The sequence below is a fragment of the Massilia soli genome (genome assembly GCF_016809835.1).
GTDB classification, from domain to species: Bacteria; Pseudomonadota; Gammaproteobacteria; order Burkholderiales; family Burkholderiaceae_D; genus Telluria_A; species Telluria_A soli.
Genome location: NZ_JAFBIL020000008.1, coordinates 194,780 through 218,850, shown reverse-complemented (window position 1 = coordinate 218,850; position 24,071 = coordinate 194,780). Strand labels below are relative to the sequence as shown.

Annotated in this window: 21 protein-coding genes; 15 read left to right on the top strand and 6 right to left on the bottom strand. The window is 67.6% G+C overall.

All coding sequences use genetic code 11. From position 1 onward, the window contains the following. The first annotated feature begins 84 nt into the window (after positions 1-84). From I4X03_RS19795 to I4X03_RS19775, 5 genes are all read left to right on the top strand, one after another. Complete coding sequence (locus tag I4X03_RS19795; protein ID WP_223470082.1) at positions 85-1,725, top strand: flagellinolysin; 1,641 nt, start codon at positions 85-87, stop codon at positions 1,723-1,725. A 133-nt stretch (positions 1,726-1,858) separates the two neighbouring features. Further along, positions 1,859-2,587 (top strand): SDR family oxidoreductase, encoded by a 729-nt coding sequence (locus I4X03_RS19790; RefSeq protein ID WP_223469962.1) that lies wholly within the window; start codon positions 1,859-1,861, stop codon positions 2,585-2,587. Between the two features lie 101 nt (positions 2,588-2,688). Beyond that, positions 2,689-4,659, top strand: coding sequence for a PAS domain S-box protein (locus tag I4X03_RS19785; RefSeq protein ID WP_223469961.1), 1,971 nt, complete (start codon positions 2,689-2,691; stop codon positions 4,657-4,659). A 34-nt stretch (positions 4,660-4,693) separates the two neighbouring features. Next, a complete protein-coding gene (locus I4X03_RS19780) occupies positions 4,694-5,326 on the top strand; it encodes a response regulator (RefSeq protein ID WP_223469960.1) in 633 nt (210 codons plus the stop codon). Next, on the top strand, positions 5,326-6,207 hold the full coding sequence (locus I4X03_RS19775; protein WP_223469959.1) for an HDOD domain-containing protein: 882 nt from the start codon (positions 5,326-5,328) through the stop codon (positions 6,205-6,207). Before I4X03_RS19780 ends, I4X03_RS19775 begins: the two co-directional genes overlap by 1 nt. Positions 6,208-6,219: 12 nt before the next feature. On the opposite strand, the gene I4X03_RS19770 is transcribed toward I4X03_RS19775, so the two are convergent. Beyond that, positions 6,220-7,173: a DMT family transporter gene (locus I4X03_RS19770; RefSeq protein WP_223469958.1), complete on the bottom strand. Its 954-nt coding sequence runs from the start codon at positions 7,171-7,173 to the stop codon at positions 6,220-6,222. A 267-nt stretch (positions 7,174-7,440) separates the two neighbouring features. On the opposite strand from I4X03_RS19770, the gene I4X03_RS19765 reads away from it, so the two are divergent. Continuing rightward, on the top strand, positions 7,441-7,695 hold the full coding sequence (locus I4X03_RS19765) for a hypothetical protein (protein ID WP_223469957.1): 255 nt from the start codon (positions 7,441-7,443) through the stop codon (positions 7,693-7,695). A gap of 195 nt (positions 7,696-7,890) precedes the next feature. On the opposite strand, the gene I4X03_RS19760 is transcribed toward I4X03_RS19765, so the two are convergent. Continuing rightward, positions 7,891-9,192, bottom strand: coding sequence for a hypothetical protein (locus I4X03_RS19760; protein WP_223469956.1), 1,302 nt, complete (start codon positions 9,190-9,192; stop codon positions 7,891-7,893). 260 nt (positions 9,193-9,452) lie between these two features. On the opposite strand from I4X03_RS19760, the gene I4X03_RS19755 reads away from it, so the two are divergent. Continuing rightward, positions 9,453-10,454: a diacylglycerol/lipid kinase family protein gene (locus tag I4X03_RS19755; protein ID WP_223469955.1), complete on the top strand. Its 1,002-nt coding sequence runs from the start codon at positions 9,453-9,455 to the stop codon at positions 10,452-10,454. Here the strand turns inward: I4X03_RS19755 and I4X03_RS19750 are convergent. Continuing rightward, entirely contained in the window at positions 10,451-10,861 is a 411-nt protein-coding gene (locus I4X03_RS19750; protein WP_223469954.1) for a hypothetical protein, read from the bottom strand. The genes I4X03_RS19755 and I4X03_RS19750 overlap by 4 nt on opposite strands. 262 nt (positions 10,862-11,123) lie before the next feature. Between I4X03_RS19750 and I4X03_RS19745 the strand changes: the two genes are divergently transcribed. The 5 genes from I4X03_RS19745 to I4X03_RS19725 all read left to right on the top strand — a co-directional run bounded on the left by I4X03_RS19745 (position 11,124) and on the right by I4X03_RS19725 (position 17,476). Then, positions 11,124-11,468, top strand: a complete 345-nt coding sequence (locus I4X03_RS19745; protein WP_223469953.1) for a hypothetical protein — start codon at positions 11,124-11,126, stop codon at positions 11,466-11,468. Between the two features lie 79 nt (positions 11,469-11,547). After that, the gene (locus tag I4X03_RS19740) at positions 11,548-14,091 is read left to right on the top strand and encodes a penicillin-binding protein 1A (RefSeq protein ID WP_223469952.1); all 2,544 of its coding nucleotides are present in this window, start codon (positions 11,548-11,550) and stop codon (positions 14,089-14,091) included. Between the two features lie 163 nt (positions 14,092-14,254). After that, positions 14,255-15,283, top strand: a complete 1,029-nt coding sequence (locus I4X03_RS19735; protein WP_223469951.1) for an SGNH/GDSL hydrolase family protein — start codon at positions 14,255-14,257, stop codon at positions 15,281-15,283. Next, positions 15,271-17,118, top strand: a complete 1,848-nt coding sequence (locus I4X03_RS19730; RefSeq protein WP_223469950.1) for a carbamoyltransferase family protein — start codon at positions 15,271-15,273, stop codon at positions 17,116-17,118. Before I4X03_RS19735 ends, I4X03_RS19730 begins: the two co-directional genes overlap by 13 nt. Next, positions 17,105-17,476 carry a hypothetical protein gene (locus tag I4X03_RS19725; protein WP_223469949.1) on the top strand — a complete coding sequence of 124 codons (372 nt, stop codon included), beginning with the start codon at positions 17,105-17,107 and terminating at the stop codon, positions 17,474-17,476. The genes I4X03_RS19730 and I4X03_RS19725 overlap by 14 nt, the downstream gene beginning before the upstream one ends. Here the strand turns inward: I4X03_RS19725 and I4X03_RS19720 are convergent. Beyond that, positions 17,461-18,642, bottom strand: a complete 1,182-nt coding sequence (locus I4X03_RS19720) for an acyltransferase family protein (protein ID WP_223469948.1) — start codon at positions 18,640-18,642, stop codon at positions 17,461-17,463. The two genes, I4X03_RS19725 and I4X03_RS19720, sit on opposite strands and share 16 nt — an antisense overlap. Positions 18,643-18,698: 56 nt before the next feature. Then, on the bottom strand, positions 18,699-19,931 hold the full coding sequence (locus tag I4X03_RS19715) for a metal-dependent hydrolase (protein ID WP_223469947.1): 1,233 nt from the start codon (positions 19,929-19,931) through the stop codon (positions 18,699-18,701). 154 nt (positions 19,932-20,085) lie between these two features. Between I4X03_RS19715 and I4X03_RS19710 the strand changes: the two genes are divergently transcribed. From I4X03_RS19710 to I4X03_RS19700, 3 genes are all read left to right on the top strand, one after another. Beyond that, on the top strand, positions 20,086-21,165 hold the full coding sequence (locus I4X03_RS19710; RefSeq protein WP_223469946.1) for a porin: 1,080 nt from the start codon (positions 20,086-20,088) through the stop codon (positions 21,163-21,165). A gap of 150 nt (positions 21,166-21,315) precedes the next feature. After that, positions 21,316-22,293, top strand: a complete 978-nt coding sequence (locus tag I4X03_RS19705) for a ribose-phosphate diphosphokinase (RefSeq protein ID WP_223470081.1) — start codon at positions 21,316-21,318, stop codon at positions 22,291-22,293. Beyond that, positions 22,290-22,952 (top strand): dienelactone hydrolase family protein, encoded by a 663-nt coding sequence (locus I4X03_RS19700; protein ID WP_223469945.1) that lies wholly within the window; start codon positions 22,290-22,292, stop codon positions 22,950-22,952. Before I4X03_RS19705 ends, I4X03_RS19700 begins: the two co-directional genes overlap by 4 nt. On the opposite strand, the gene I4X03_RS19695 is transcribed toward I4X03_RS19700, so the two are convergent. Continuing rightward, a complete protein-coding gene (locus tag I4X03_RS19695) occupies positions 22,949-24,022 on the bottom strand; it encodes a hypothetical protein (protein ID WP_223469944.1) in 1,074 nt (357 codons plus the stop codon). The two genes, I4X03_RS19700 and I4X03_RS19695, sit on opposite strands and share 4 nt — an antisense overlap. Between the last annotated feature and the right edge of the window lie 49 nt (positions 24,023-24,071).

Below are 24,071 nucleotides of genomic sequence, written 5' to 3'. Positions count from 1 at the left end.
TTTTTGGAAAATTTTCGTAAAGTTATCTCAAGAAACGAATTTGGGTGCCGTTACAGGTGAGGAACCATTACGGGCTTGCCCACCATGTCGCTGTCGATTTCTACCAATGTCCTATCGCTGCACGCGCAGCGGCGCGCCTCCGCAGCGGGAGAGGACATCGCGCGCACCATCAGCCGGCTGTCGAGCGGGCTGCGGATCAATGGCGCGAAGGACGATGCGGCAGGCCTGGCCATTTCCGATCGCATGACCTCGAGCCTGAACGGCTTGAACCAGGCCGGGCGCAACATCAATGACGCGGCCTCGATGCTGCAGGTGGCCGACGGGGCCATGGCCCAGGTGACCGAAAACCTGCAGCGCCTGCGCCAGCTGGCGGTGCAGGGCGGTTCGTCGAGCTTCTCGTCGAGCGACCGCGAAGCGCTGCAGCAAGAAGCGCGCGAAATCCTGGCAAGCATCACCGAGATCGGCACCAACACCGAATTCAACGGCGAGGCGGTGTTCTCGCAAGACCTCGGCAGCATTGGCGGCGACAAGGCCAAGCGCGCCGTCATCGACGGCTTGAAGTCGGGCGGCTGGCTGACCCAGTCGGAAAAGCTGATCAGCAAGTATTACGGCATCCAGGGCGACGGCGCCAACCTGCGCATTGACCTCGACGCCCTGAACGACGGGCCCTCGAATGTGCTCGCTTATGTGGCATGGCCGAACCTGATGATGGCGCTCGACATGAGCGACTTCACGCTGACTGGTACCGCCGATGGCGGCGACGGCCTCGACCGGATCGTCGCGCACGAAATGGTGCACGCGGTGATGTACCGCGATACCGGCATGAACCTGCCGGGCTGGTTCATCGAGGGCGCCGCCGAGCTGATCCACGGCGCCGACGACCGGGTGCGCGGCGCAACCAACAACGGCGCAACCGCGGCCACCACGGCATTTGTCGCTGACTTCGAGAACTCGGTCTACGCGGGCGGCTTCGCGGCCACCCGCTACATGCACGACCAGCTGAAGGAGATGGGCGTCGAAGGCGGCATCAAGGGCATCATGACTTACCTCGGCGATAACCGCGGCAACACGCTGACCCAGGCGCTCAACGCGGTGACCAACGGCGCCATCGCCGACGAGGCGGCGTTCGTCGCCGACTTCAAGGCCAACGGCGTCGACTACATCCAGAACGTGATGAACCTGAACAATGCCGACACCGGCGCCATCGGCGGACTCGACGCCGACGGCGGACCGGAGCGGGACGCGCGCAGCGTGATTCCCGATGGCAGCGACCGTCCGCCCGACAAGCCGCTGGCGGGGTTCAACGTGGTGTTCCCGGAAACCAGCAGCACCACCGCCATGCGCAAGGTGCAGATTCAGGTCGGCGCCAATGCGACCGACCATATCGAGATCAGCCTGTCGGCGATGAATGCCGGCGCGCTCGGCCTCGACGGCCTCGATCTCAGGCGTACGTCGATCGCGATCCGCCACATCGACGAGGCGCTGGCGTTTGTCTCGAACCAGCGCACGTCGGTCGGCGCATCGAGCAAGCGGCTGGAAATTGCCGCCAGCGCCGCCGCCATTAGCAGCGAAAACCTCGCCGCCAGCCGCTCGCGCATCGTCGATACCGACTATGCGGCCGAAACGGCCGCGCTCACGCGCGCTCAGATCCTCCAGCAAGCCGGCACCGCGATGGTCGCGCAAGCGAACAACGTGCCGCGCACCGTGCTGTCGCTGCTGCGCTAGCCGCTTTTCCTTCAAGCCACCTGCTGCAGAAACAAGGCCCGCGCCGGCGCTGGCGCGCCGCGTGCGCGCGCCGCCGGTGCTAACATGAGGGTATCGAGTCGCTTCCGACTCGCCTGTCGAACAGGGTGCCAGCATGAAAGCAATCGTTACCGGACATACCAAAGGGCTGGGTGCGGCCATCGCCTCCGACCTGCTCGCGCGCGACATCCCGGTGCTCGGGCTGGCGCGTTCCTTTTCGCCCGAGATGCAGGCACGTTGTCCCGGCCTGCTGGCCCAGATCGACATCGACCTGGCCGACGCCGGCGCGCTGGGGGCGTGGCTTGGCGGCAGCGCGCTGCGCCACTTCATGGCGGGCGACAATGCCATCCTCCTGATTAACAACGCCGGCATGGTGCAGCCGGTGGGCAGCCTGAGCGACCACGACCCGCTCGAGGTGGCGCGCGCCGTGATGCTCAACGTCGCCGCGCCGATGATGCTGGCCGCCGCCGTGGTGGCGCAGAGCGAAGCGGCCGAGCGCCGCATCATGCACGTGTCCAGCGGCGCCGGGCGCAGCGCTTATCCGGGCTGGAGCGTCTATTGCGCCACCAAGGCCGCGCTCGACCAGCATGCGCGCGCGGTCGCGCTCGACGCGCTGGCCGGGGTGCGCATTTGCAGCCTGGCGCCCGGGGTCATCGATACCGGCATGCAGGCCGAAATCCGCGCCACCCCGGCCGCGCGCTTTCCGCTGCGCGAGCGCTTCATCGAGCTGCAGCGCGCGGGCGAACTGAGCCCGCCCCAGCAGACCGCGCGCGCGCTGGTCGAGTACATGCTCGCGCCCGGATACGGCCGCGAACCGGTGGACGACCTGCGCAGCGCCAGATAAGCGGCCAGTGGCTGCCAACTTGGCTTGCGCTAGGGAAAGCGGTATGCTGTGCCCCGGGCCGCGGTCTTCCCGCGTCCCGATTTCCCTGATTGCGCAAAACAATGGCGAATGAGTCGAACAAGGCCGGACCCGGGGTTGACGGCGCGCGCGCAGACCGCGCGGGGCCGAATGACGCCGACGGCGCCGCCCAAGCCGAGCTGGGCCGGGTGCTCGTCGCCAGCGACAGCCCCGGCGCGCTGGTCCAGCCCGAACACTGGCTTGCGCCGTGGCCGGTGGTCGCGGCCGATGCCCAGGCCATCGTGGCGGCGATCGGCGCCGAGCGGCCCGACATCATCGTGCTTGACCTGGCACTGCCGGCGGCGGTCGTGCCGCTGCTGCGCGCGGTGCGCGCCGTCGACCCGGTGGCGGCGATTCCGCTAATCGTGCTGGCGGCCGAAGCGGGCGACGCCGCGCGCGCCGAGGCGCTGGCCGCCGGCGCCGACGACTACCTGGCCAGGCCGTTCAGCGCGCGCGAACTGGCCGCGCTGGTACGGTCGCAGGTGACGCTGGCGCGCACCCGGCGCGCCGCCGGCGAGCGCTTGGCCGGGCTGCTGAGCGAGCTCGCGGAGGTGCGCGGCGACCTGGCCAGCATCATGGACGGCGCCGGGGACGCCTTTCTCAACGTCGATGCCGATCTGCGCATCGTCGCTGTCAAAAAAAGCGATCCGCCGATGGTGGCGCTGCCGGCCGAGCAGCTGATCGGCCAGGTGCTGACCGAGGTGGCGCCCGAATTTGGCCCGGTCGCGGCCGCCTTGCGGCGCGCCATGGGCGAGCACCGGGCGGTGAACCTGAACTTCCTGCACACCCCGAGCAACCGCTGGTTCAGCGTGCGCTGCTATCCGGGCGGGGGCGGCGCGATCGCGTTCGGCAACGAGATCACGCGGCGCAAGACGGCCGAGGCGCGCCTGAAGCAGGCCAACGCCGAACTGGAGATGCGGGTGCTGCAGCGCACGCGCGACCTGAACACCGCCAATGCGCTGCTCGAGGCGGTGTTCGAGCGCTCGCCGGCCGGCATCGTGATGGCCGATTTCGAGGGGCGCATCGTGCGCGCCAACGCCGCCTTCGAACGCCTGGTCGGCCTGAGCGGCGCGCAGCTACGCGCGCTCACCATCGAGCACCTGTCGGAGCCGTCGGATGCGGCGCTGAACCAGGTGCTGCTCGAGAAGCTGCGCGCCGGCGAGGCCGATACCTTCCTGACCGAGACGCGCTTCCGCCGTCCCGACGGCGGCGTGAGCTGGGTCGAGAACTTCGTCGGCACCATCGACGGCGAAGACGGCCGCCCGCGCTACCTCGTCAAGATCGTCCAGGACATCAGCAGCCGCAAGGCTGCCGCCGACGAGATCCTTGCCTCGCGCAACGAGCTGCGCTTCCTGTACGACTGGCTGCAGCACGTGCGCAAGGACGAACGGATCGCGCTGGCGCGCGAAGTGCACGACCAGCTCGGGCAAATCCTGTCGGCGGCCAAGATCGACATCAAGCTGCTGCTGGAAGATGTCCAGAGCAGCAGCGCGGGACTGCCGCGCCGCAAACTGGTGCAGGAGCTGAGCAGCGCCTCCGACACCCTCGACCAGGCGATCGACTCGGCGCGCTCGATCGCCATGCAGCTGCGCCCTCCGGAGATCGACAGCCAGGGGCTGTATGCGGCAGTCGACTGGCACGCGCGCGACTTCGAGCGGCGCACCCGGGTACGGGTCGAGCTGGACTTGCCGGCGGCCACCGGCGGGCCGACCTGCGCCGGCGCCGCGGCGCTGTTCCGGATCCTCCAGGAAGGGCTGACCAACATCCTGCGCCATGCGCGCGCGACCTGCGTGGCGATCAGCGTGCAGCGGCGCGGGCACCGGATACTGCTGCGCGTGCGCGATAACGGGATCGGCATCGCCCAGGCGCGGGTGCGCCAGTCCGGCACCCTCGGGCTGGTCGGCATGCGCGAGCGCGCCGTCCTGGTGGGCGGGCGCGTGGCGATCCGCCGGCTGGCGGCGGGCGGCACCTTGTTGTCGGCACTGTTGCCGGTGTCAGAGTTCCGCCATCCTTGATACACTGTCGTCACATAACAGAATCGAGACGACATTGACCAACATTGTGATCGCCGACGACCACGCGCTGATCCGCGAGGGCATCAAGAAAATCATTCGCTCGTCGAAGGACCTGCGCATCGTCGGCGAGGCGGCGGGCTTCGCCGAGCTGCTCGCGCTGATCCCCGAGCATGCGCCCGATGTCGTCATCCTCGACCTGTCGCTGCCCAATTACGAAGGCCTGGCCGGGCTGCTCGAGCTCAAGGCGCGCTTCCCGCACCAGTGCGTGCTGATCCTGTCGATGTTCCCGGAAGAGCAATTCGCGGTGGCCGCGCTGCGCGCCGGCGCCGCCGGCTACGTGACCAAGGCGATGGCCGCCGAAGAGCTGATCCAGGCGGTGCGCCGCGTCACCAGCGGCGCCAGCTACATCAGCGAGCACCTGGCCGAACTGCTGGTCACCGACGCCACCGCGCCGCAACAGCTGGCGGTGCATGAAACCCTGACCGCGCGCGAGCGCGATGTGCTGCGCATGATCGGTTCCGGACGCCAGATCAAGCAGGTGTCGGCCGAGCTGGGCATCAGCATCAGCTCGGTCAACACCTATCGCGCCCGCATCTTCAAGAAAATGGGCCTGGCGTCCAACGCGGCCCTGATCCGCTATGCGCTGAAGTTCGGGCTGGTCGCCTGATGGCCGGGCAGATCCAGGCCGGCGCGCCAGCCGCTGTCACGGGCGCCAACACGCTGGCCCGCGTCGAGGTGGCGCGTAACATCCTCGACCTGCCGGCCTTGCCGACCATCGTGCTCGAGCTGATGAGCAGTTTCGACGACCCGGACGTCGATATCGGCCGGCTGGCTGACGCCATTTCGCACGACCAGGCACTCACGGCGCGCACCCTGCGGGTGGCCAATTCGTCGTTCTACGGGCTGAGCGCGAAGGTCAAGACCATCAATCAGGCCATCATGATGCTGGGCTTCGATACGGTGCGCACGCTGGTGGCGGCCGGCGCCATCGTCAATGTGTTGCCCGCCGGAACCGGGACGCAGCGCGAGCTGTCGCAGTTCTGGCGCCATTCGATGGCCACCGCGGTCTGTGCGCGCAACGTCGCGCGCCGCACCCGCCTGAACCCGGAGCAGGCCTTCCTGGGCGGGCTGCTGCACGACATCGGCCGGCTGGTGCTGGCCACGCGCTTCCCCCGGCAATACGGCGCGGCGCTGGCCTGGCGCGATGAACACGATGCCTGGCAGGTCGACGCCGAGCAGCAGGTGCTGGGCATGACCCACCAGCAGGTCGGCCTGATGCTGGCCGAGGCGTGGCGGTTTCCGCCGCAGCTGCTGCGCGCAATCGGCTTCCACCACGCGCCCGCGGTCGATGACCTGGGCGACCTGGCGAGCATCGTCCACGTCGCCAACGCCATCGTCCACGCGCTCGACCTGGGCGACGCCGATGCGCTGGTGCCGGCATTGTCCGGCGAAGCCTGGGCCAGCCTGCGCCTCGAAGGCGACATGCTGCGCGCGATTTTCCGCGAGACCGAGGCGCAGTACGAGGAAGCCTGCCTGATCCTGCACTGAGGCGGGCGCCGTTCAGGGCGGCGCCGGCTGCGCTTCCATGGCGTGTACCCGCACCGACCACGCCACCCCGGTCACCAGCAGCACGATGGCGGCAATTTCCAGTGGCCGCGGGAACTGCTGTTTGTAGATGAAGCCGTACAGCAGGGCGAACAGGGTTTCGAACAGGATCAGCTGGCCCGACAAGGTCACCGCGACCCGGCGGCTGGCGATATTCCACAAGTGGTTGCCGATGACCGAAGCGCCCAGCGCGAGCAGGGCGTTGGTGATCCAGAACAGTGTCCAGTCGCGGCCACTGGCGGCGCCGGCCGCGCCGCTGATGTCATGATAAAAGAAGGGCAGGGCCACGGCGGCGATCGCCAGCGCGATCGCGCCGCTCGACAGGCCGTACAGCGCCGACCACTCGGCGCTGCTGAAATGCGGATGCTTTTTCAGGTAGCGGGCATTGTCGACGCTGTACCAGCTCCAGCACAGCAGCGCCCCGCTGGCGCACAGCACGCCGGCGCCGGTCTGCCACAGGCTGGCGCCGGCCGCGCGCGCGTGCAGGAAGAGATCGACATTGATGCAGGCGATGCCGGCGCCGACCACGGCCAGCGGCAAAGCCAGCTGGCGCAGCGGCGCCGCGCCGTGATCCTTATGCCCGATCAGGGTGACGACAATCGGCAGCAGCCCGATGATCAGCGAGGTCGGCGCCACGCCGGCCAGCTTGACGCCCAGTGCCAGCAGCATGTAATACACAATATTGCCTGCAAGCGCATGGCGCAGCAGGGCGGCAAGGTCGCTGCGCGCAAGGCGCCGGAACAGCGACGACAGCCGCGGCGCCATCAGCCCCAGCGCGATCGCCCCATACGCGGCATAGCGGCCGAGCGCCATTTCGAGCGGCGAGAAGGCCGCCAGGATCTCCGGCACGATGAATACCATGCCCCACAACGCGCCCGCCAGCAAACCGCACAGCACCCCATTCCGCATGCTTGATTCCTTTTTTATCAGATCCGCTAGTGTTGCACAGTTTCAACTGTTGTTTTCTTTTGTTATTTTTTCCGTCGTCATATTCGTGACATGAATTCTCCGTAGAATATCTTTCTGAGACGCCAATAGCGGACTGTTGCGTTTGCGTCCAGCAGAGAGAAATAGTGTTCGGAATCTACTGGTGTGCTGTCAGAACCGTCCTATACTAGGACCAGTAGTCATTCGCGGCGAGCCCATCAAGAGGCGCACGCCGCCGGGGAGAAGGATATGTCTGAAAGATCATTTGCACTCAGTTGTGTGGGGCTAGCGCTGGCGTTCGGGCTGGTCGTGCCTGAACCTGGCAAGGCGCCGGAGGGCGCTGCGGCAACACCGGAGATGGTGATGGTACAGCCTGTTGCTCAACCAGGGCCGGACAAGGAAATCGACCGCATGCAAGGAGAGCCGTTCGCGGTCCACCACGCCGCACCGGCCAAGCAGAACACCACATCGGCGGTGTACTGGCCGGCGCGCGGCACGCCGTAAGCGCGTTCCCGCCTGGCAACGGCGCCGTCAGCAGGCGGTGCATCAACGCTGTCCGGGCGGACCGGCGGCGAGCCGACACTGGCCCGTAGTACAGCCGCGCCGCTTCACGAACGCGGCCTGGACCTGGGCCGCCACGCCTGCGGCGCCCGCTGCCGTCAGCGCCGGATGGCTGGTGCGCCGCGACGGCGCGGCCAGCTAGACGAGGTACACCGCCGCAAAGCCGCCGCCGGGGGTGCGCATGTTGGTGGCCTGGCCCTGGTAGACCCGGGCGGCATGCCACTGCACCTTGCCGGCGTAACAGTAGGCGCGCAAGTCGAACTTGAGGTTTTCCGGCCCGGCCGGCGTGCGGACCATGCGCTCCGACGGCGCCACGAATGCCTGCGCCACGTAGACGCCGCCGAGGATCTCGTCCCATACGCGCCGGGTCAGCTTGTCGCCGCGATAGGCGGCGCGCCCGCCATAGCCGTCGGCCGGCTTGAAGAAGCGCTGGCGCCGCAGGCCCCACAGGCGCTCGGCGTCGCCTGCGCCGACCAGCTCGGTATGCGGGATGCCTGCCAGCAGGATCTGGCGGGTGGCCTCAGGGACCCCGAATTCGGCAAGGCGGACCTGGTCCGACAGGATCGCCAGATTGCGCTTGTCGGCGTACAGCGCGTGCGCATGCGGATGGGGCGTGACGACCGCGGCGCGCGCCAGGTAGGCGGCGCGAATCGCCGCGCTGGCCGGCGCCTCGAGCATGAAGTCGGTCATGCGGTTGTACACCAGGTCGATCGTGCTGTCGCCGTGCCACAGGCGCGCGCCGTCCCAGCGCAAGGCGCCGGGGGCGGCGATGACGGCGGCGATGCCGTGCTGTTCGAGCAGCCTGCGGAACAGCAGGAACTCCGGGTACAGATACTGGTCGACCGGGTCGGCGTCGACGATCGCGACGCTGCGCAGCGCGCCGCCGGTGCCGCCAAGGCGCCACTCTTCACGGAACATCGCCACGATGTCCTGCTCGAGCTGGTGCGCATCCTGGGCGCCGCGGGCGGCGCCGGCCAGCGCCTTGCATGGGTCTTGCGCGCGCGCCAGTGCCGCGTTGAGCAGGGCGCCGCCGGCGTTGGTGTTGATTTCGATGAGGGCGACGCCGTTGTCGCCGAGATGGAAGTCGTAGCCGAAGAACACGCTGCGCGCGCCCGGATCGTGGCGCGCGATCGCCGGCGCGCCGGCCAGCGCGGCCTTGCGGTACGCGGGCAGGGCGATGACCGACTCGATCGCGGCGATCAGCTCGGCGATGCGCTCGGCGTGATGATGCGACACGAATACCGGCTGGCGCGAAAACAGGTGCGGGCAGCGTTCGGCGATCAGCGCGGCCACCTCGGCGTCGCCCGACCCGGCCTCCAGCGCCTCGACCAGCGCCGCCCGCTCATGGCTGACGCACAGGCAACTGGCATTGAGGCGCGCCGCTGGCGTGCCGCCGCAACCGGTGTCACAGCCGGTGTTGCCGGCGGAAATGCATGGCATCGTCATGTGCAGGGAGGCCGGCCGCGGCGAGCGCCGGAAATGCTGTATGGAACTCCCATTGTACCGCTGCCTGCGCTAACGGGTCGGGCGGCTGTGCTGCGCGTAAGTCCGCGCACGGCGGACGCGCAGCGAACAAGGCCGCACCCTCCCGGCGCGAGCAGGCTGGCGCCACACTGTTGACGCATGGTCAGGCCCTGTGAAATTCGCGCGCCGGTGGTACAGTCCGGGTTGCGAAAACCACTACGATAGCCGACCAGAACATGCATCCAGCCACGCCCGATCCACAGGCGACGTTTTTCATCGTTCTCAATGCCGGGTCCGGTTCATCGGAAACCGAGGAACGCCGTGCGGTGATCGAGGACGTGCTGACGCAGGCCGGCCGGCGTTTCGAGCTGACCCTGGTGGACGATCCGGAAAACATTGCCGAGATCGCCGCCGCCGTTGCCGCCAGGGCCAGCGCCGCGGACGGCATCCTGGTCGCGGCGGGCGGCGACGGCACCATCAACGCGGTGGCGCGCGAAGCGGTTGCGCAGGCTTGCCTGTTCGGCGTGCTGCCCCAGGGCACCTTCAACTATTTCGGCCGCACCCACCATATTCCGGAAGACCTGGGCGATGCCGTGCGCGCGCTGTTGCACGCGCAAGTCCAGCCGGTCCAGGTTGGCGCGGTGAACGAGCGGATTTTCCTGGTCAACGCCAGTATCGGCCTGTACCCGCGCATGCTCGAAGAGCGCGAGCTCGACAAGAGGCAATTCGGCCGCAGCCGTTTCGTGGCCTTCATCTCCGCCATCAAGACCTTTTTCAGCGCCCACCGGCGCATGCGCATCACCCTCGATCTCGACGGCAAGGAGCATCTGATGCGTACCTCCACGCTGTTCGTCGGCAATAACCGCCTGCAGATGGAGCAGATCGGCATCGCGCCACTGTCGGACGCGGTCGAAGATGGCAAGCTGGCCGCGATCGCCCCGAAGTCGGTCGGCAGGCTTGGCATGCTGGGACTGATGCTGCGGGCAATGCTCGGGCGGCTGGGGGAGGCCGACAACCTGATTACCTTCAGCTTCAGGCGCATGATCGTCAAGCCGCGCAAGTTCTACGGCAAGCGGCGCATCAAGGTGGCCACCGATGGCGAGGTCACCCGGATGAACACGCCGCTGGCGTTTCGCGTGCTGGACGGCCAGCTGCTGCTGTTGAAACCGGCTGCCGGCGGCACGGCGCAGGTCGATTCCGGGCGCGCCGCCGGCGCGGCCGTGCCGCTGCAGGCCTAGCGTAGGCCCGGTTGCGCCGCGCCCGCGGTGCACCACTGCCTGCTGCACGGAATACCGTTCAGGTCGCGCTCCATCCCGGCCGCGGCGCCTGGACAGTTGGCAAGGAAATACTTCGCTTCCGCGCAGGAATTCATCTGGCTGCAGCGCGTGCGCCCATCGCAGGACGCATTGCTTGGCCGGGCAAAGCGGGCCGCGCCGACCGCATCGATCTTGCGGGCGCGCGCATCCGGCGCGGCGCGTGCCGCTGGGGCCGTTTCGAGCGCCGGTTGCTCGCCCTCATGGAGCATGGCCGCGTAGAGCAATGCGGCACTGGCGGCGAAAATCACCAGAACGGCGGTAAACAACGCCGACAACCAGCCGGCCTGTTTCGCCTTGTCCCACGATCGAGGCATGATGTCGAAGCGCATACATTTCCGCTGCTAATTTTCCATTGGGAAAGATAATAGCAGTTGCTTACAGCAACAGATGCACACTTTGTCACATTGCGATCGGGTCTGTTGGTTTTTATTCGATGTCAGTATGGCAACTATTCCCCGGTGTTGACGTGACCGGCCGTCAGCCTGTTCTGCCATCCCGCAGTCCGCCTGCTGTGCGTGCCGGCTCGTGCGCTTGTGCTATACATCGTGCAACCGGCGCTTGCGATAGCGCCTTGCTGACTTGGGAGGAACCATGGCGATACAAATGATCCGCATCTTCGACCAGTATGCCGACGCCGAAGCGGCGCGCGACGCGCTGCTGGCTGCCGGCTATGCCCGCGACGCGGTGCGCGTGAGCGTGCGCGACGACGAAGCCGGCCCGGTGCAGGGTAATTTCACCGTTGACAACGGCACCGAAGCGGCGCGCGGGACCGCTGCGCGCAACGATGAGCGCGTGACCCAGCGCGGGCTGTGCATGGTGGTGCTGGACGCCGCCGAGGGGCGCGAAGCGGCTGCCGCCGCCGAGCTGCTGGAGCGCTTCGGCGGGCGCGATATCGACAAGCTGGCGCCGCCGGCAAACCACCAGGATATTGTCTGAAAGCATGCGTACCGTTGTTTGTCGTCCGCGTCAGCTATACTCGGCCATTCTGAATTAGTGAACATTTGGCAAGGCAACCATGGTGGACGATAACGACAAGCTGGCGCAACGCATGCGCCAGAAGGCCCTGCGCGCGGGCAGCGCGGCGACAACCGGCGCCCAGGCCGGCTATGCGCGGTTCCGGGAACATTTGCTGCGCTATCCGCCGGCGCAGCGCGCCGCGCTGATCGCGCTGTGGGGTATCGCAGCCCTGCTGGGGCTGTTGCTGCTGTATGTGCTGATCCTGATCCCGCTGACGCCGGGCATCAGCGACCTGCGCCAGGCGCGCGAAGCCAAGGCCAGCAAGCTGGTCACCGCGGACGGCAAGCAGCTGGCGACCTTCGAGTCGGGACTGCAGGAACGGGTCAAGCTCGACAAGATCTCGCCGCACGTGGTCAAGGCGCTGGTGTCCACCGAAGACCACCGCTTCTACGATCACCACGGCATCGATTTCCGCCGCACCGTCGGCGCGGTGCTGTACACGCTGCAGGGCGATGCGCAGGGCGGCTCGACCATCACCCAGCAGCTGGCGCGCAACATGTTTCCGGAAGAAATCGGCCGTTCGCGCAACCTGAACCGCAAGCTGAAGGAAATGATCACGGCGTTCAAGATCGAGGCCACCTACAGCAAGGCCGAGATCCTGGAAGCCTACCTGAACACGGTGCCCTTCCTGTACAACACCTTCGGCATCGAGATGGCGGCGCGCACCTATTTCGACAAGCCGGCCGCCAAACTCGACATCCTCGAAAGCGCGACCCTGGTCGGCATGCTCAAGGGGACCAAGTACTACAACCCGGTCACCAATCCGGAACGCTCGGTCGAGCGCCGCAACGTGGTGCTGGGCCAGATGCTCAAGCATGGCGAGATAAACCAGGCCCGCTTCAACGCGCTGAAAAAGCGCCCGCTGCGCCTGCACTTCGAGCGCCAGCCGGAACGCGGCGGCACCGACAGCCATTTCGCGGCGCACGTGCGCAAGTGGATGATCCAGTGGGCCGACGAAAACGACTACAACCTCCAGCTTGACGGGCTGGTGGTGCACACCACCCTCGATTCGTCCTTGCAGCAGGCCGCCGTGCGCGCGGTCGAACGCCAGGGCCAGGCGCTGCAGATCATCGCCGACATCGAATGGAGCCAGGCGCCGCTGTCGTACACCGCCTCGACCGGCGCGTATGCCGGCATGCACCATGCCATCACCCCCTTCGATTACTTCTGGAAATCCAAGCGCGGCCTGCTCGACCAGTTCGTGCGCGATACCGGCGACTACCGCAATGCGGTCGAGGCGGGCGAAGACGGCAAGGCCGTGCTCAAGCGGCTGAAGTCGGACCGCAAGTTCATGGCCAAGCTGCGCAGCGCCAAGACGCGGCTGGAAACCGGCTTCGTGGCGATGGACCCGAACACCGGCGAGGTCAAGGCGTGGGTCGGCAGCCGCGATTTCGAACGCGACCAGTTCGACCACGTGGCGCAAGCGCTGCGCCAGCCCGGTTCGACCTTCAAGCCGATCGTGTATGGGGCGGCGCTGGAAAAAGGCTTGTCGCCGGAACAGCCCTACATCGACGCGGTGCTCGACATCAAGGCCGGCGACGGCAAGGTCTGGCGCCCGACCGACATGACCCGCTCGAGCGGCAACCGGATGACGCTGCGCGACGGCCTGGTGTATTCGAAGAACACGATCACCGCGCAAGTGATGCAGGATGTCGGCTTGCCTGGCATTGTCCAGCTGGCGCGCGACCTCGGCATCAAGGACAGCCCGCTGTCGCCGGTGCCCTCGCTGGCGCTGGGCACCAGCCCGGTGACCCTGCTGGAAATGGTCAACGCGTACGCGACCATTGCCGCGCAGGGCGAGTATCGCGCGCCGGTGGTGGTCAAACGGATCACCGACCGCGACGGCAGGGTCATCGCCGAGTTCGGCGGCGAATCGCCGCGCCGCGCGATGTCGTCGGCATCGGCGATCCAGCTGATCGACATGATGCGCGGGGTCGTCAACCGCGGTACCGGCACCGGGGTGCGCTACCGCTTCGGCATCGGCGCCGACGTCGCCGGCAAGACCGGCACCACCCAGAAAAACGCCGATGGCTGGTTCATCCTGATGCACCCGGACCTGGTGGCCGGGGCGTGGGTCGGGTTCAACGACAACCGCGTGGCCATGCGCAGCAATTACTGGGGGCAGGGCGGCCATAATGCGCTCTTGCTGGTGGGCGATTTCTTCAAGGCAGGGCTCGACACGGGCAAGATCGACGCCAGGGCCAGCTTCCCCGGTGCGCCGCGCAGCGCCCCGGTGCGCGAGCAAGAACCGGTCGAGGTCATGGAAGAGCCGGGCGAATTGTACGAAGACGGCATCGCGCCGCAAGAGCCGGTGCTGGAAGACCCGGTCGAGGTGGAAGGCGAAGAGGACATCATCGTGCTGCCGCCCGAGCTGCCGGAGCCGCAGCGCGATCCGGGCTTCGGCCGGCGCGCTGATCCCGAGCCGTTCCGCGAGTCCGGCCCGGGACGCCGCGCGGAACCGGAACCGCTGCGCGAGCAGGAAGCCGGGCGCCGCGTCGAACCGACGCCGGAACTGATCTTGCAGGACGAGGACTTGCCGTAACGCTGGGAAAGTAAATCGGGCACTTGATTTCTTAGCATCAAACCCGGCGCGGGTTGGCAGCGAGGTCAGCCGAATGGTTGACAATGAACAAACGCAGGAAGGCGCTCTTTGACCAGAATTGGCCGGGCGCGGACCACGGTCCGGACCTTCTTGCGGAGTTCTAATGAGACAGCTTTACGAGTACCACCCGGTCGTCGGTTACCGCTTCATTCCGAACCTGAAAGCCCGCATCCAGCACGAGGGCGGCGGCTACCTGGTGCATGCCAACGACGATGGCTTCCGCTCCAACCGTCCGTTCGTCAAGGCGCTGGCGCCGGGCGCGCGCCGCATCCTGTTCTTTGGCGATTCGTTTACCGCCGGCGATGCCGTCAGCAACCATCACCGCTATACCGACATCCTCGAGGCGCGCCTGTGCGAGGCGGCCAGGGCCAGGGTCGAAGCCTACAATTTCGGGCTGTCGTCGACCGGCACCGACCAGCAATACCTGGCCTGGCGCGAGTTTGCCCAGGACATCGAACACGATGTGCTGGTCATCGCGGTGTTTGTTGAAAACATCCGCCGCGTGATGGCGCATTATCGCCCGCACCGCGACGCCGACGGCCGTGAACGGATCTACGCCAAACCCTATTTCTCGCTCGATGGCGGCGCGCTGGTGCTGCGCAATGTGCCGCCGCGGCCTACCCCCTTCGACATGCACGAGCTGCCGCCGTCCGAGCAGGGCGCGGTCGACATGGGCGGCCGCTTCGCCTTGCTGCGCAAGATCGTCAACGCCGTCGGCGCCAAGGATGCGGTCCAGCGCCTGACCCACTACCAGCCGCTGCCGGCCTACGATTCGCCCACCAGCCCCGGCTGGCTGCTGATGCGCGCCATCTTGTCCGAATGGATACGCAGCGCCAAGCGCCCCGTGGTGCTGATGCCGCTGCCGCTGCCCCAGCACCTCGACCAGGCCTGCGACGCCAGCGCCTACCAGGCCCGCTTCGCCGAACTAGCGGCCGAACTAGGCTGCCACTTGCACGATCCGCTGCCGGACTTCCTGGGCTACCCGGCCGCCGAGCGGCGCGGCTTCCGCTGGGAAACGGACATCCACTTCACGCCCGACGGCCACCGCGCGCTGGCCGAGTCGATGGCGCCACTGCTGTTCCGCCTGCTGGCGCAGGCTTCGCAACGAAAGGGCATCGTATGTCCCGGCTGATTCTCGGCATTTCGGCGTTTTACCATGATGCGGCGGCGGCGCTGGTGCGCGACGGGCAGATTGTCGCGGCGGCGCAGGAAGAACGCTTCTCGCGCAAAAAGCACGACCCGCGCTTTCCCGTCAACGCGATCAACTACTGCCTCGAGGAAGGGTTTGTCGACGCCAGCGAACTCGACGCGATCATCTTCTACGACAACCCCGTGGCCACCTTCGACCGGGTAGTCGAGAACGCGCTGGCGGCCGGTGCGCGCGGGCGCGCGCAGTTCGTGCAGGCCGCCGGACAAATTCTCGGCGACAAGCTGTGGCTGGACGACCATGTGCGCGCCGCCATCGGCTCGCTGGGGCGCGAGGGCCGCGTGCTGTTCTCCGAGCACCACATGGCGCACGCGGCCAGCGCCTTCTATCCGTCGCCGTTCGAGCGGGCCGCGATCCTGACCATCGACGGCGTCGGCGAGTGGGCCACCACCAGCCTGGGCAGCGGCGACGGCAGCACCGTGCGGCTGTTCTCGGAGATCAACTACCCGCACTCGCTGGGGCTGCTGTACAGCGCCTTCACCTACTTCTGCGGCTTCAAGGTGAACTCCGGCGAGTACAAGCTGATGGGGCTGGCCCCCTACGGCGAGCCGCGCTATTACGAGACCATCCGGCGCGCGCTGATCGACGTGCGCGACGATGGCTCTTACCGGCTCGACACGGCCTACTTCGCCTACCTCGATTCGATGCAAATGACTGGCGACAAGTTCGCCGCGCTGTTCGGCGGTCCCGCGCGCCAGCCGGAAACGCCGATCACGCGGCGCGAGATGGACCTGGCGGCCAGCGTCCAGAAGCTGACCGAGGAAATCATGCTCAAGACGGCGCGCCACCTGCGCGAGATCACCGGCGAAAGCAAGCTGGTGATGGCGGGCGGCGTGGCGCTGAACTGCGTTGCCAACGGCAAGCTGGTGGCCGAAGGCATTTTCGACGAGGTCTGGATCCAGCCGGCCGCGGGCGACGCCGGCGGCGCGCTTGGCGCGGCGCTGCTGGCCAACCACATGTATTTCGACCAGCCCAGGACAATGCCGTCGCGCGGCCGCGATGCCCAGCAGGGCAGCCTGCTGGGGCCGCGCTATTCCAGCGCCGAGGTGCTCGCTTTCGTCGAACGCAACGCGCTGCCCTACCAGCAAGTCAGGGAGCGCGACACGCGCCTGGCTACCATCGCCGCGGCGCTGGCCGAAGGCAAGATCGTCGGCTGGTTCAGCGGCCGCATGGAATTCGGACCGCGCTCGCTGGGTGCGCGTTCGATCCTCGGCGATCCGCGCAATCCTGCCACCCAGGCGCTGATGAACCTGAAGATCAAATACCGCGAGTCGTTCCGGCCGTTCGCGCCGAGCGTGCTGCGCGAACGCTGCGCCGATTACTTCGAGCTCGGCACCGCCAGTCCCTACATGCTGCTGGTGGCGCCGCTGCGCCAGGACCGGCGCTTGCCGATGGACCTGGCGCGCTTTGACGGCGGCGACGACGACATGATGAGCGTGATTAAGCAGCCGCGCAGCGACGTGCCGGCCATCACCCACGTCGATTATTCGGCCCGGGTGCAGACGGTCGACGCCCTCACCAGCCCCGAGTTCCACGCGCTGATCCGCGAATTCGAGCGCCAGACCGGCTGTCCGATGCTGGTCAACACCTCGTTCAACGTGCGCGGCGAACCGATCGTGTGCAGCCCGCAAGACGCCTACCGCTGCTTCATGCGCACCGAGATGGACCTGCTGGTGCTGGAAGACGTGCTGCTGTGGCGCAAGGACCAACCCGAACCGCAAGATCAGGACGACTGGAGGACGACCTATGAACTCGACTAAGGAAGCGCAGCTGGCGCAGCTGATGGGAACGCTGTTCGACGAGGTGCTGCTGCCGATATCGCAGCGCATGGAGGCCGCCGGTGTCCAGGCATTCCCGCTGGCGCCGGACGTGACATGGCTGAGCTACTACGTGCGGCGCCGGCGCAGCGCCATGACCCACGACGACTTTGCCAGCGCGGCCTGTGCCGATCCGGCCGAGCTCGCTCTGAGGCTGGCCGCGCACTGGAACACGCTCGGCCGTACCGAACTGGCAGGGCAGGCCGGGCGTATCGCCGCCGATGCCGCCGCTGCGCGGCCGCTGCTGCAAGCTGGCAGCGCCGCCGAGGCGCCGTCGCCCTACGTCTACGCGATGTTCTGAGCCGCCAGCGGCGGCAGCAGCCAGCCCTTCAGGCGCCGCCGCAGGCGGTAGGTTTGCGCCTCGAACGGCAGGTGGAACAGCCAGGCCAGCAGCACGATCACCACCACCAGCGACAGATACACGCCGAAGTCCGACAGGCTGGCCGGGTCGAGCTGGGTAATGCCGAACTGGCGCTGGTTCACATGGCGCAGCAGGAAGATCAGCGGCACGTGGATGACGTACAGGCTGAACGAGAATTCGGCAAAGAAGTTGCCGATCCGCCCGAGCCGGAGCATCAGCACGTCGCCCGGCGCCACCCTGGTCTGCAGGCTGCACAGCAGCACCAGGAACAGCAGGCCGTACAGCAAGTCCTGCAGGTAGGATTCCTCCGTCAAAATATTGTTGCTGCCATTGAGGCGGAACCACACCGCGACCAGCACGAACAGCGCGCCGCAGCCAAATTGCAGTGGGCGCCCGGCGTGGATGTGGATGCGCGAGAAGCCCGCGCCCATCAGCCACAGCGTGAAGTACAGCAAGATCGCCGCGTTCAGGTGCCAGGCGATGACGGCCAGCGCGACGGCCGACGCCGCCTTGGCGAAGGCGCCGGGCCTGGCGAACATCAGCACGGCAAGCGGGAACATCGCGTAGTACCAGGTTTCGTAGGTCAGGCTCCACAGCGCGAAGTTGCCGCCGTAGCGCGGCACTGCCAGGTCCTGCAGGCCGAACATGTTGCCGATGAAGGTCAGCGGCGCGTACGCCTGCGGGATCGGGCCGCCGGCGCGCCAGGAGCCAAGCTCGCCGACGAACAGGCCGATCAGCAGCGACACGGCAAAGGCCGGCACCAGCACGATCCACAGCCGGCTGATCCGGTCGATGCAGTACGCCAGCATCGCGTGCGGCTGCTCGAGCTTGTTCATCAGGCTGCCGCCAACCAGCCAGCCGGACAGCAGGAAGAAGATCACCACCGCCTGGTGCGCGAAGCCGGTCACGAAGGCCAGCAGCTGGTAGCCGGCCGAGGGGTCGGCGATGGTCGACAGGCCGGGATAGAACTGGGCGCGCACGTGGGCGGCGGCGACCTGCAGCGCGGCCAGTCCGCGCAGCAGCGAGATGGCCACCGAATGCTGGTAATCCGTACGCAAATTGGTCCGGGGCAAGAACCGGACGCGCGCGAGTTTGCTGGGCAACATGGCTTCTCCTGAATGAACCCCCGGGCAGATCCAGGTTCATTCTAGAGGGGCGCCCGCTAACCGGGATTGATACCCAGCAGGTCTGAGCGCGGATGAGTCCACTTCGGGATGCCGGACGGGCAGGGCTGGCCGGCGAAATCGGCGTGGCGTATGGTCGAGAAATTGCTGTCCGGATCGACCCCATAGCGCGCATCGGTCGCGTTGCCGGCGTTGAGCACGGGAGCGCGCGCAAAACGCAGCCAGGCATCGACGCTGCAGTCCTGCCGCTGCAGGCCGCGCAGTTCGGCCAGCGGCCGCTCGTGTTCCCACACCACCGCCACCGCCGGCGACAGCGCGCGCTGCGCCGCGCGCTCGGCGAAGGCGGCCGGACAGGAACGCGCGTCCATCAGGCCGGGCGCGATGCTGGCGACGCCGCGCGCGACCCGGAACACGGCGCCCTGGTGTTCCACCGCCACAAACGCCCAGCACAAGGGGTTCGACGGAAACGCCGACATCGCCACGTCGGCAACGCGGGTGCCGGGATCGCGCCGCTCCAGCTGCGCCGTGATCGCGCGCTTGCCGGCGCCGGACGACCACGCCTGCACGCCGATGAAAACCAGCGCCGTTGCCAGCGCGGCCAGCAATCCTTGCCTGCCGGCGGCCCCGGCGCGCCGCTGCAGCACGCCGGCCGCGGCAGCCAGCAGCACCAGCACGGCGGTCGAGACCGGATGCAAATGGCCGCTGAAGGTAAATATCGCCGGCACGCCGATCAGCATGCCAAGCAACACCAGCCTGGAGATCCGGCGCGTGGCCATCAAGGCCAGCGGCACGCCGAAGGCGATCCAGAATACCGGCTCGATGATGAACACCATGTCGCCGTAGAACCAGCGCGGGTCGAGCGGATAGAAGGGATGGATGCCGTACGAGTTCAGCCAGTCCATCGACAGGTGCAGCAGGAAACCGGCGCCGATCGCCAGCAGCAGGCCGCGGCGCGCCGGTGCGCTGCGCGCCAGCAGCGTGCGGGCGTTCGGCCACAGCAGCCACAGCAGCGCGGCGAGCAGCATGGCTTGCGGCAATGCATACAGCAAGGTGTGGGTGTGCCCGCGGTGATGCAGCAGGTAGCCAAGCGGCGCCGGCAGCAGCGGCGTCAACACCAGGTCGAGGTCGGGGAAGTTGCTGGCCGCCCAGCACGACACCAGCAACAAGCGGCGGCGCGTGCGCTGGCTGTCGTCGTCGGCTTCCGGCGGCAGGCTGCGTGAGATGAGTTCGCCGACGGCAAGGCCGGTGACGGAGTGGCTAAGGTTGTCCATTGGTCAATCTTATCGTCTTTGGGGCAAGCTTGCCGGACGACAGCGGCGTGGTAGGGGGCCAACGGAAAGTTGTTACTAAGTATGAGTACGCATTGCCGGACTGCCAAGCAGCGCCTATCATACTGGCTCCTCAAAAACACAGAAGTTAAGAAACATGAAAAAGACTCTCACCGCCATCGCCATTCTGGGCGCATTCTCAGGCCTCGCACAGGCGCAGTCGTCGGTCACCATCTACGGTATCGTCGATGCGGGTATCGTGCGCGAGTCGGGCGGCGTCAACGGTTCGGCCACCAACATCAGCAGCGGCGTGGGCTCGGCTTCGCGCCTGGGCTTCCGCGGCACCGAAGACCTGGGCAACGGCGTTTCCGCGCTGTTCCTGCTGGAAACGGGCTACCGCCTCGACACCGGCGCCAGCGACGTCGCCGGCTCGATCTTCAACCGCCAGGCCTACGTCGGCCTGAAGGGCGCCGCCGGCACCCTGACGCTGGGCCGCCAGTACACCCCTTACTACAACGCCGTGAGCCAGGTCGCCGACCCGTTCATGGCCGGCTATGCAGGCAGCGCCAAGAACCTGCTGCCGACCGCCGGCGTCAACACCCGCACCAGCAACGCGGTGGTGTATGTGTCGCCAGTGGTCAACGGTTTCTCGGGCGAGCTGTCGTACAGCCTGGCTGAGCAGGGCGGCAACAGCATCGCCGGCCGCCAGATCGGCGCCGCACTGTCGTTCGGCGCAGGCAAGCTGAACGCACGCCTGGCACACAATCACCGCAACAACGACCTGGCCGTCGGCGCTATCGTGCAAGATCGCCAGATCGGCCGCAACACGCTGCTGGCCGCCAACTACGACTTCGGTGTCGCCAAGGCCTACGCTGCTTACGGCATCAACGAAGGGCTCAACAGCTCGCCGCTGCCTAACGCCAGCAACCCGTTCGGCCGCGCGCTGGCACCGGTGGCCTCGCTCGACAGCCGCGACATGCTGATCGGCGCCCAGGTGCCGTTCGGCGCGAACGCGCTGATCGCCTCGTTCATCCGCAAGGACGACCGTAGCGCGTTCAACCAGGACGCCGACCAGTGGGCAGTGGGCCTGACCCGTGCGCTGTCGAAGCGCACCAGCCTGTACACCTCGTACGGCAAGATCAAGAACAAGAACGGCGCGAGCTACACCGTCGGCAACAACAGCGACGTCGGCTCCGGCGATACCGCTTACAACGCAGGCATCCGCCACACGTTCTAATCGTTCCTGAGGCTGTACCCCACGACGCCCGGCTGGCAGTATCGCAGCCGGGCGTTGTTTTTTTTTGCGCCGCGCGCGCTTGAGCGCCGTCAAATCCGCCATCGGGCGCCCGCCTATCCTGAGGGCTTTGGCGAGGAGCGCATGCCTACCCTGATCGACGACAGTCTCTGCCTGTTTGCCCTGCACGCCAGCCGCGCCTTCGGCGAGCGCGTCGCGCAGCACCTGGGCATGGCGCTCGGCCGCCACGAAGAGCGCGAGTTCGAAGATGGCGAGCACAAGACCCGCCCGCTTGACGAGGTACGCGGCCGCGATGTGTACGTGATCCATTCGCTGCATGCCGATGGCGGCGAAAGCGCCAGCGACAAGCTGTGCCGGCTGCTGTTCTTCATCGGCGCGCTCCGGGATGCCGGCGCCGCCAGCGTCACCGCCGTGGCGCCCTACCTGGCCTATTCGCGCAAGGACCGCCAGACCCGCGAACACGACCCCGTCACGACGCGCTATGTCGCCTGCATGTTCGAGTCGGCCGGCGCCGATGCGGTCGTGACGCTCGACGTCCACAACCTGTCGGCCTTCCAGAACGCGTTTCGCTGCCGCACCATGCATCTCGAAGCGCATGGCCTGTTCATCAAGTTTCTGCTGCCGCAGCTGGCCGGCGTCGCGGTCGCGGTGGTCGCGCCCGACGCCGGCGGCATCAAGCGCGCCGAAGCGTTCCGGGTTGGCCTGGCCGAAGCGCTTGGCCGGCCGGTCGGCATGGCATGCGCCGAGAAATACCGCAGCGCCGGCGTCGTCAGCGGCAGCATGCTGGTCGGCGACGTGCGCGGCCATACCGCCATCCTGTTCGACGACATGATCAGCACCGGCACCACGCTGGCGCGCGCCGCGGCTGCCTGCCGCGATAACGGCGCCAGCAGCGTGATCGCGATCGCCACCCACGGCCTGTTCAATGGCCAGGCCAGCGCCGTGCTGGGCGACCCGCTGCTGCAGCAAATCGTCGTCAGCGACAGCATCGCGCCCGGGCGTGCAGGCGCTGCCGGGCTGGGATCCAGGCTTGCCGTCGTCAGCAGCGCAGCGCTGTTTGGCGAGGCAATCACCCGCTTGCACGACGGCTTTTCGGCAGCACGGCCATGACCGGCCTGGTACGCAAGGAACTGGTCAGCCTGCCGATCGACGGCCAGTCCGTCGAGGGCCTGCTGGCGCTGCCCCGACAGGCCCGGGCGGTGGTGCTGTTCGCCCACGGCAGCGGCAGTGGCCGCCTGAGCCCGCGCAACAACACCGTGGCGGCGGCCTTGCGCAAGGCCGGGCTGGCCACGTTGCTGATGGACCTGCTGACCCCGCCCGAAGCGCCGAGCACCCGGGCCCGCTTCGATATCGCCTTGCTGGTCCGGCGGCTGGAGATGGCCGCCAGCTGGCTGGCCGGGGACCGCGACACGCGCCACTTGCCGCTGGGGCTGTTCGGCGCGAGCACCGGCGCGGCCGCGGCGCTGCAGCTGGCCGCCGGCGCCAGCTTCCCGGTGTATGCCGTGGTCTCGCGCGGCGGGCGGCCCGACCTTGCCGGCTCGTTCGCGCTCGAACGCGTGTCCGCGCCGACCTTGCTGATCGTCGGCGGGCTCGATACCCAGGTGATCGAACTCAACAAGGCGGCGTATGCGATGCTCACATGCCGCAAGGCGTTCGAGGTGGTGAAGGGCGCCACCCATTTATTCGAAGAACCCGGCGCGCTCGAGCAGGTGGCGCGGCTGGCCAGCGACTGGTTCGTGCGCTCGCTGGACCCGGCGCCGGTGCCCTAGCCAGCGGCGCGTGCGCGCCAGTTCTGGTGGCGTTCGGCCAGCTGCAGGTAGTGCATCGCGATGGCCGCCCATTTGGGCGAGTAGCGGAACTGCGCTTCCTTCAGGTGCGCGACGGCCAGCGCGGCGCGCACGATGGCGCGGTAGCTCTGGTAGAAGTGCAGCAGGCCCGGCGGCGGCCGGTCGTGCGACACGGCGCGGTAGTGCTGCACCAGGGCCGCGCCCAGCGCGGGCGCGCCCAGCCGTTCGGTCTCAAGCGCGAGGAAGGCGATCTCATCGGCGCGGTCGAGCACCCGCAGGGGACGCGAGAATTCGAGGCAATCGATCACCACCGGCGTCGGGTACAGGCAGATATGTTCCGGCCGTAGGTCGCCGTGGCCTTCGACCACGAAGCCGTCGGCCACGCGCCAGTCGATGCGCGCGGCCAGCCGGTCGAGCGCGCTGTGCTGGCGGTGGCACACCAGCCGCACATGGGCGGCCGGCAGGTGGTAGGCGGGCTGCAGCAGTTCGTGGGCGCAGGCGGCGATCTGGCGCGCGTAGCGCTCGCGGTAGGCCGAGCCGTCGATATCGATGGGCGCCAGCGACTGGAAAAATTCCACCAGGCGCGCGGCGATCGCGTGCATGTCGCGCACGCCGGCGCGGCCGTGGCGCACAATATGGTCGAGCATGAACTGGTGCGGCAGCCGGCGCATGCGCACCAGCCAGTCGACGATCTCGCCGTCGCCGCCCAGTGCCAGGTAGCCGCTGTCGGCCAGGGTCAGCGGGACCAGGCCCAGGTAGACATCGGGCGCCAGGCGCCGGTTCAGGCGCAGTTCTTCGGCGCAAAAATGATGGCGTGCCGCGACGCTGCGGAAATCGATGTCGTCGTAGTACACCGGCTTTTTCAGCTTGTACGCGTGATGGCTGGTCAGGAATACCCAGGCCATGTGGGTTTCGACGGTCTCGACGCGGTAAGCGGGTTCTGGATAGCTGGCGGGCTGGCGCAGGAAGGCCAGCTTCGCTTCCAGCGGCACCGCAGCACGCGGGCCGCTCGGCGCGGCGTGCGCGCGAGGCGTGTCGCATGGCATCGGCATGGCGCGGCTCCTCGAAATCCAATGCCGGCAATTTTACGCCGAGGAGCGG

Bases quoted from the DNA above. Each gene is read 5' to 3' on its own strand.
- I4X03_RS19765 (WP_223469957.1), top strand. From the start codon at position 7,441: ATGTCTGAAAGATCATTTGCACTCAGTTGTGTGGGGCTAGCGCTGGCG.
- I4X03_RS19790 (WP_223469962.1), top strand. From the start codon at position 1,859: ATGAAAGCAATCGTTACCGGACATACCAAAGGGCTGGGTGCGGCCATC.
- I4X03_RS19755 (WP_223469955.1), top strand. From the start codon at position 9,453: ATGCATCCAGCCACGCCCGATCCACAGGCGACGTTTTTCATCGTTCTC.
- I4X03_RS19730 (WP_223469950.1), top strand. From the start codon at position 15,271: ATGTCCCGGCTGATTCTCGGCATTTCGGCGTTTTACCATGATGCGGCG.
- I4X03_RS19720 (WP_223469948.1), bottom strand. From the start codon at position 18,642: ATGTTGCCCAGCAAACTCGCGCGCGTCCGGTTCTTGCCCCGGACCAAT.
- I4X03_RS19760 (WP_223469956.1), bottom strand. From the start codon at position 9,192: ATGCCATGCATTTCCGCCGGCAACACCGGCTGTGACACCGGTTGCGGC.
- I4X03_RS19700 (WP_223469945.1), top strand. From the start codon at position 22,290: ATGACCGGCCTGGTACGCAAGGAACTGGTCAGCCTGCCGATCGACGGC.
- I4X03_RS19695 (WP_223469944.1), bottom strand. From the start codon at position 24,022: ATGCCGATGCCATGCGACACGCCTCGCGCGCACGCCGCGCCGAGCGGC.
- I4X03_RS19745 (WP_223469953.1), top strand. From the start codon at position 11,124: ATGGCGATACAAATGATCCGCATCTTCGACCAGTATGCCGACGCCGAA.
- I4X03_RS19735 (WP_223469951.1), top strand. From the start codon at position 14,255: ATGAGACAGCTTTACGAGTACCACCCGGTCGTCGGTTACCGCTTCATT.
- I4X03_RS19710 (WP_223469946.1), top strand. From the start codon at position 20,086: ATGAAAAAGACTCTCACCGCCATCGCCATTCTGGGCGCATTCTCAGGC.
- I4X03_RS19715 (WP_223469947.1), bottom strand. From the start codon at position 19,931: ATGGACAACCTTAGCCACTCCGTCACCGGCCTTGCCGTCGGCGAACTC.
- I4X03_RS19785 (WP_223469961.1), top strand. From the start codon at position 2,689: ATGGCGAATGAGTCGAACAAGGCCGGACCCGGGGTTGACGGCGCGCGC.
- I4X03_RS19775 (WP_223469959.1), top strand. From the start codon at position 5,326: ATGGCCGGGCAGATCCAGGCCGGCGCGCCAGCCGCTGTCACGGGCGCC.
- I4X03_RS19795 (WP_223470082.1), top strand. From the start codon at position 85: ATGTCGCTGTCGATTTCTACCAATGTCCTATCGCTGCACGCGCAGCGG.
- I4X03_RS19725 (WP_223469949.1), top strand. From the start codon at position 17,105: ATGAACTCGACTAAGGAAGCGCAGCTGGCGCAGCTGATGGGAACGCTG.
- I4X03_RS19770 (WP_223469958.1), bottom strand. From the start codon at position 7,173: ATGCGGAATGGGGTGCTGTGCGGTTTGCTGGCGGGCGCGTTGTGGGGC.
- I4X03_RS19750 (WP_223469954.1), bottom strand. From the start codon at position 10,861: ATGCGCTTCGACATCATGCCTCGATCGTGGGACAAGGCGAAACAGGCC.
- I4X03_RS19740 (WP_223469952.1), top strand. From the start codon at position 11,548: ATGGTGGACGATAACGACAAGCTGGCGCAACGCATGCGCCAGAAGGCC.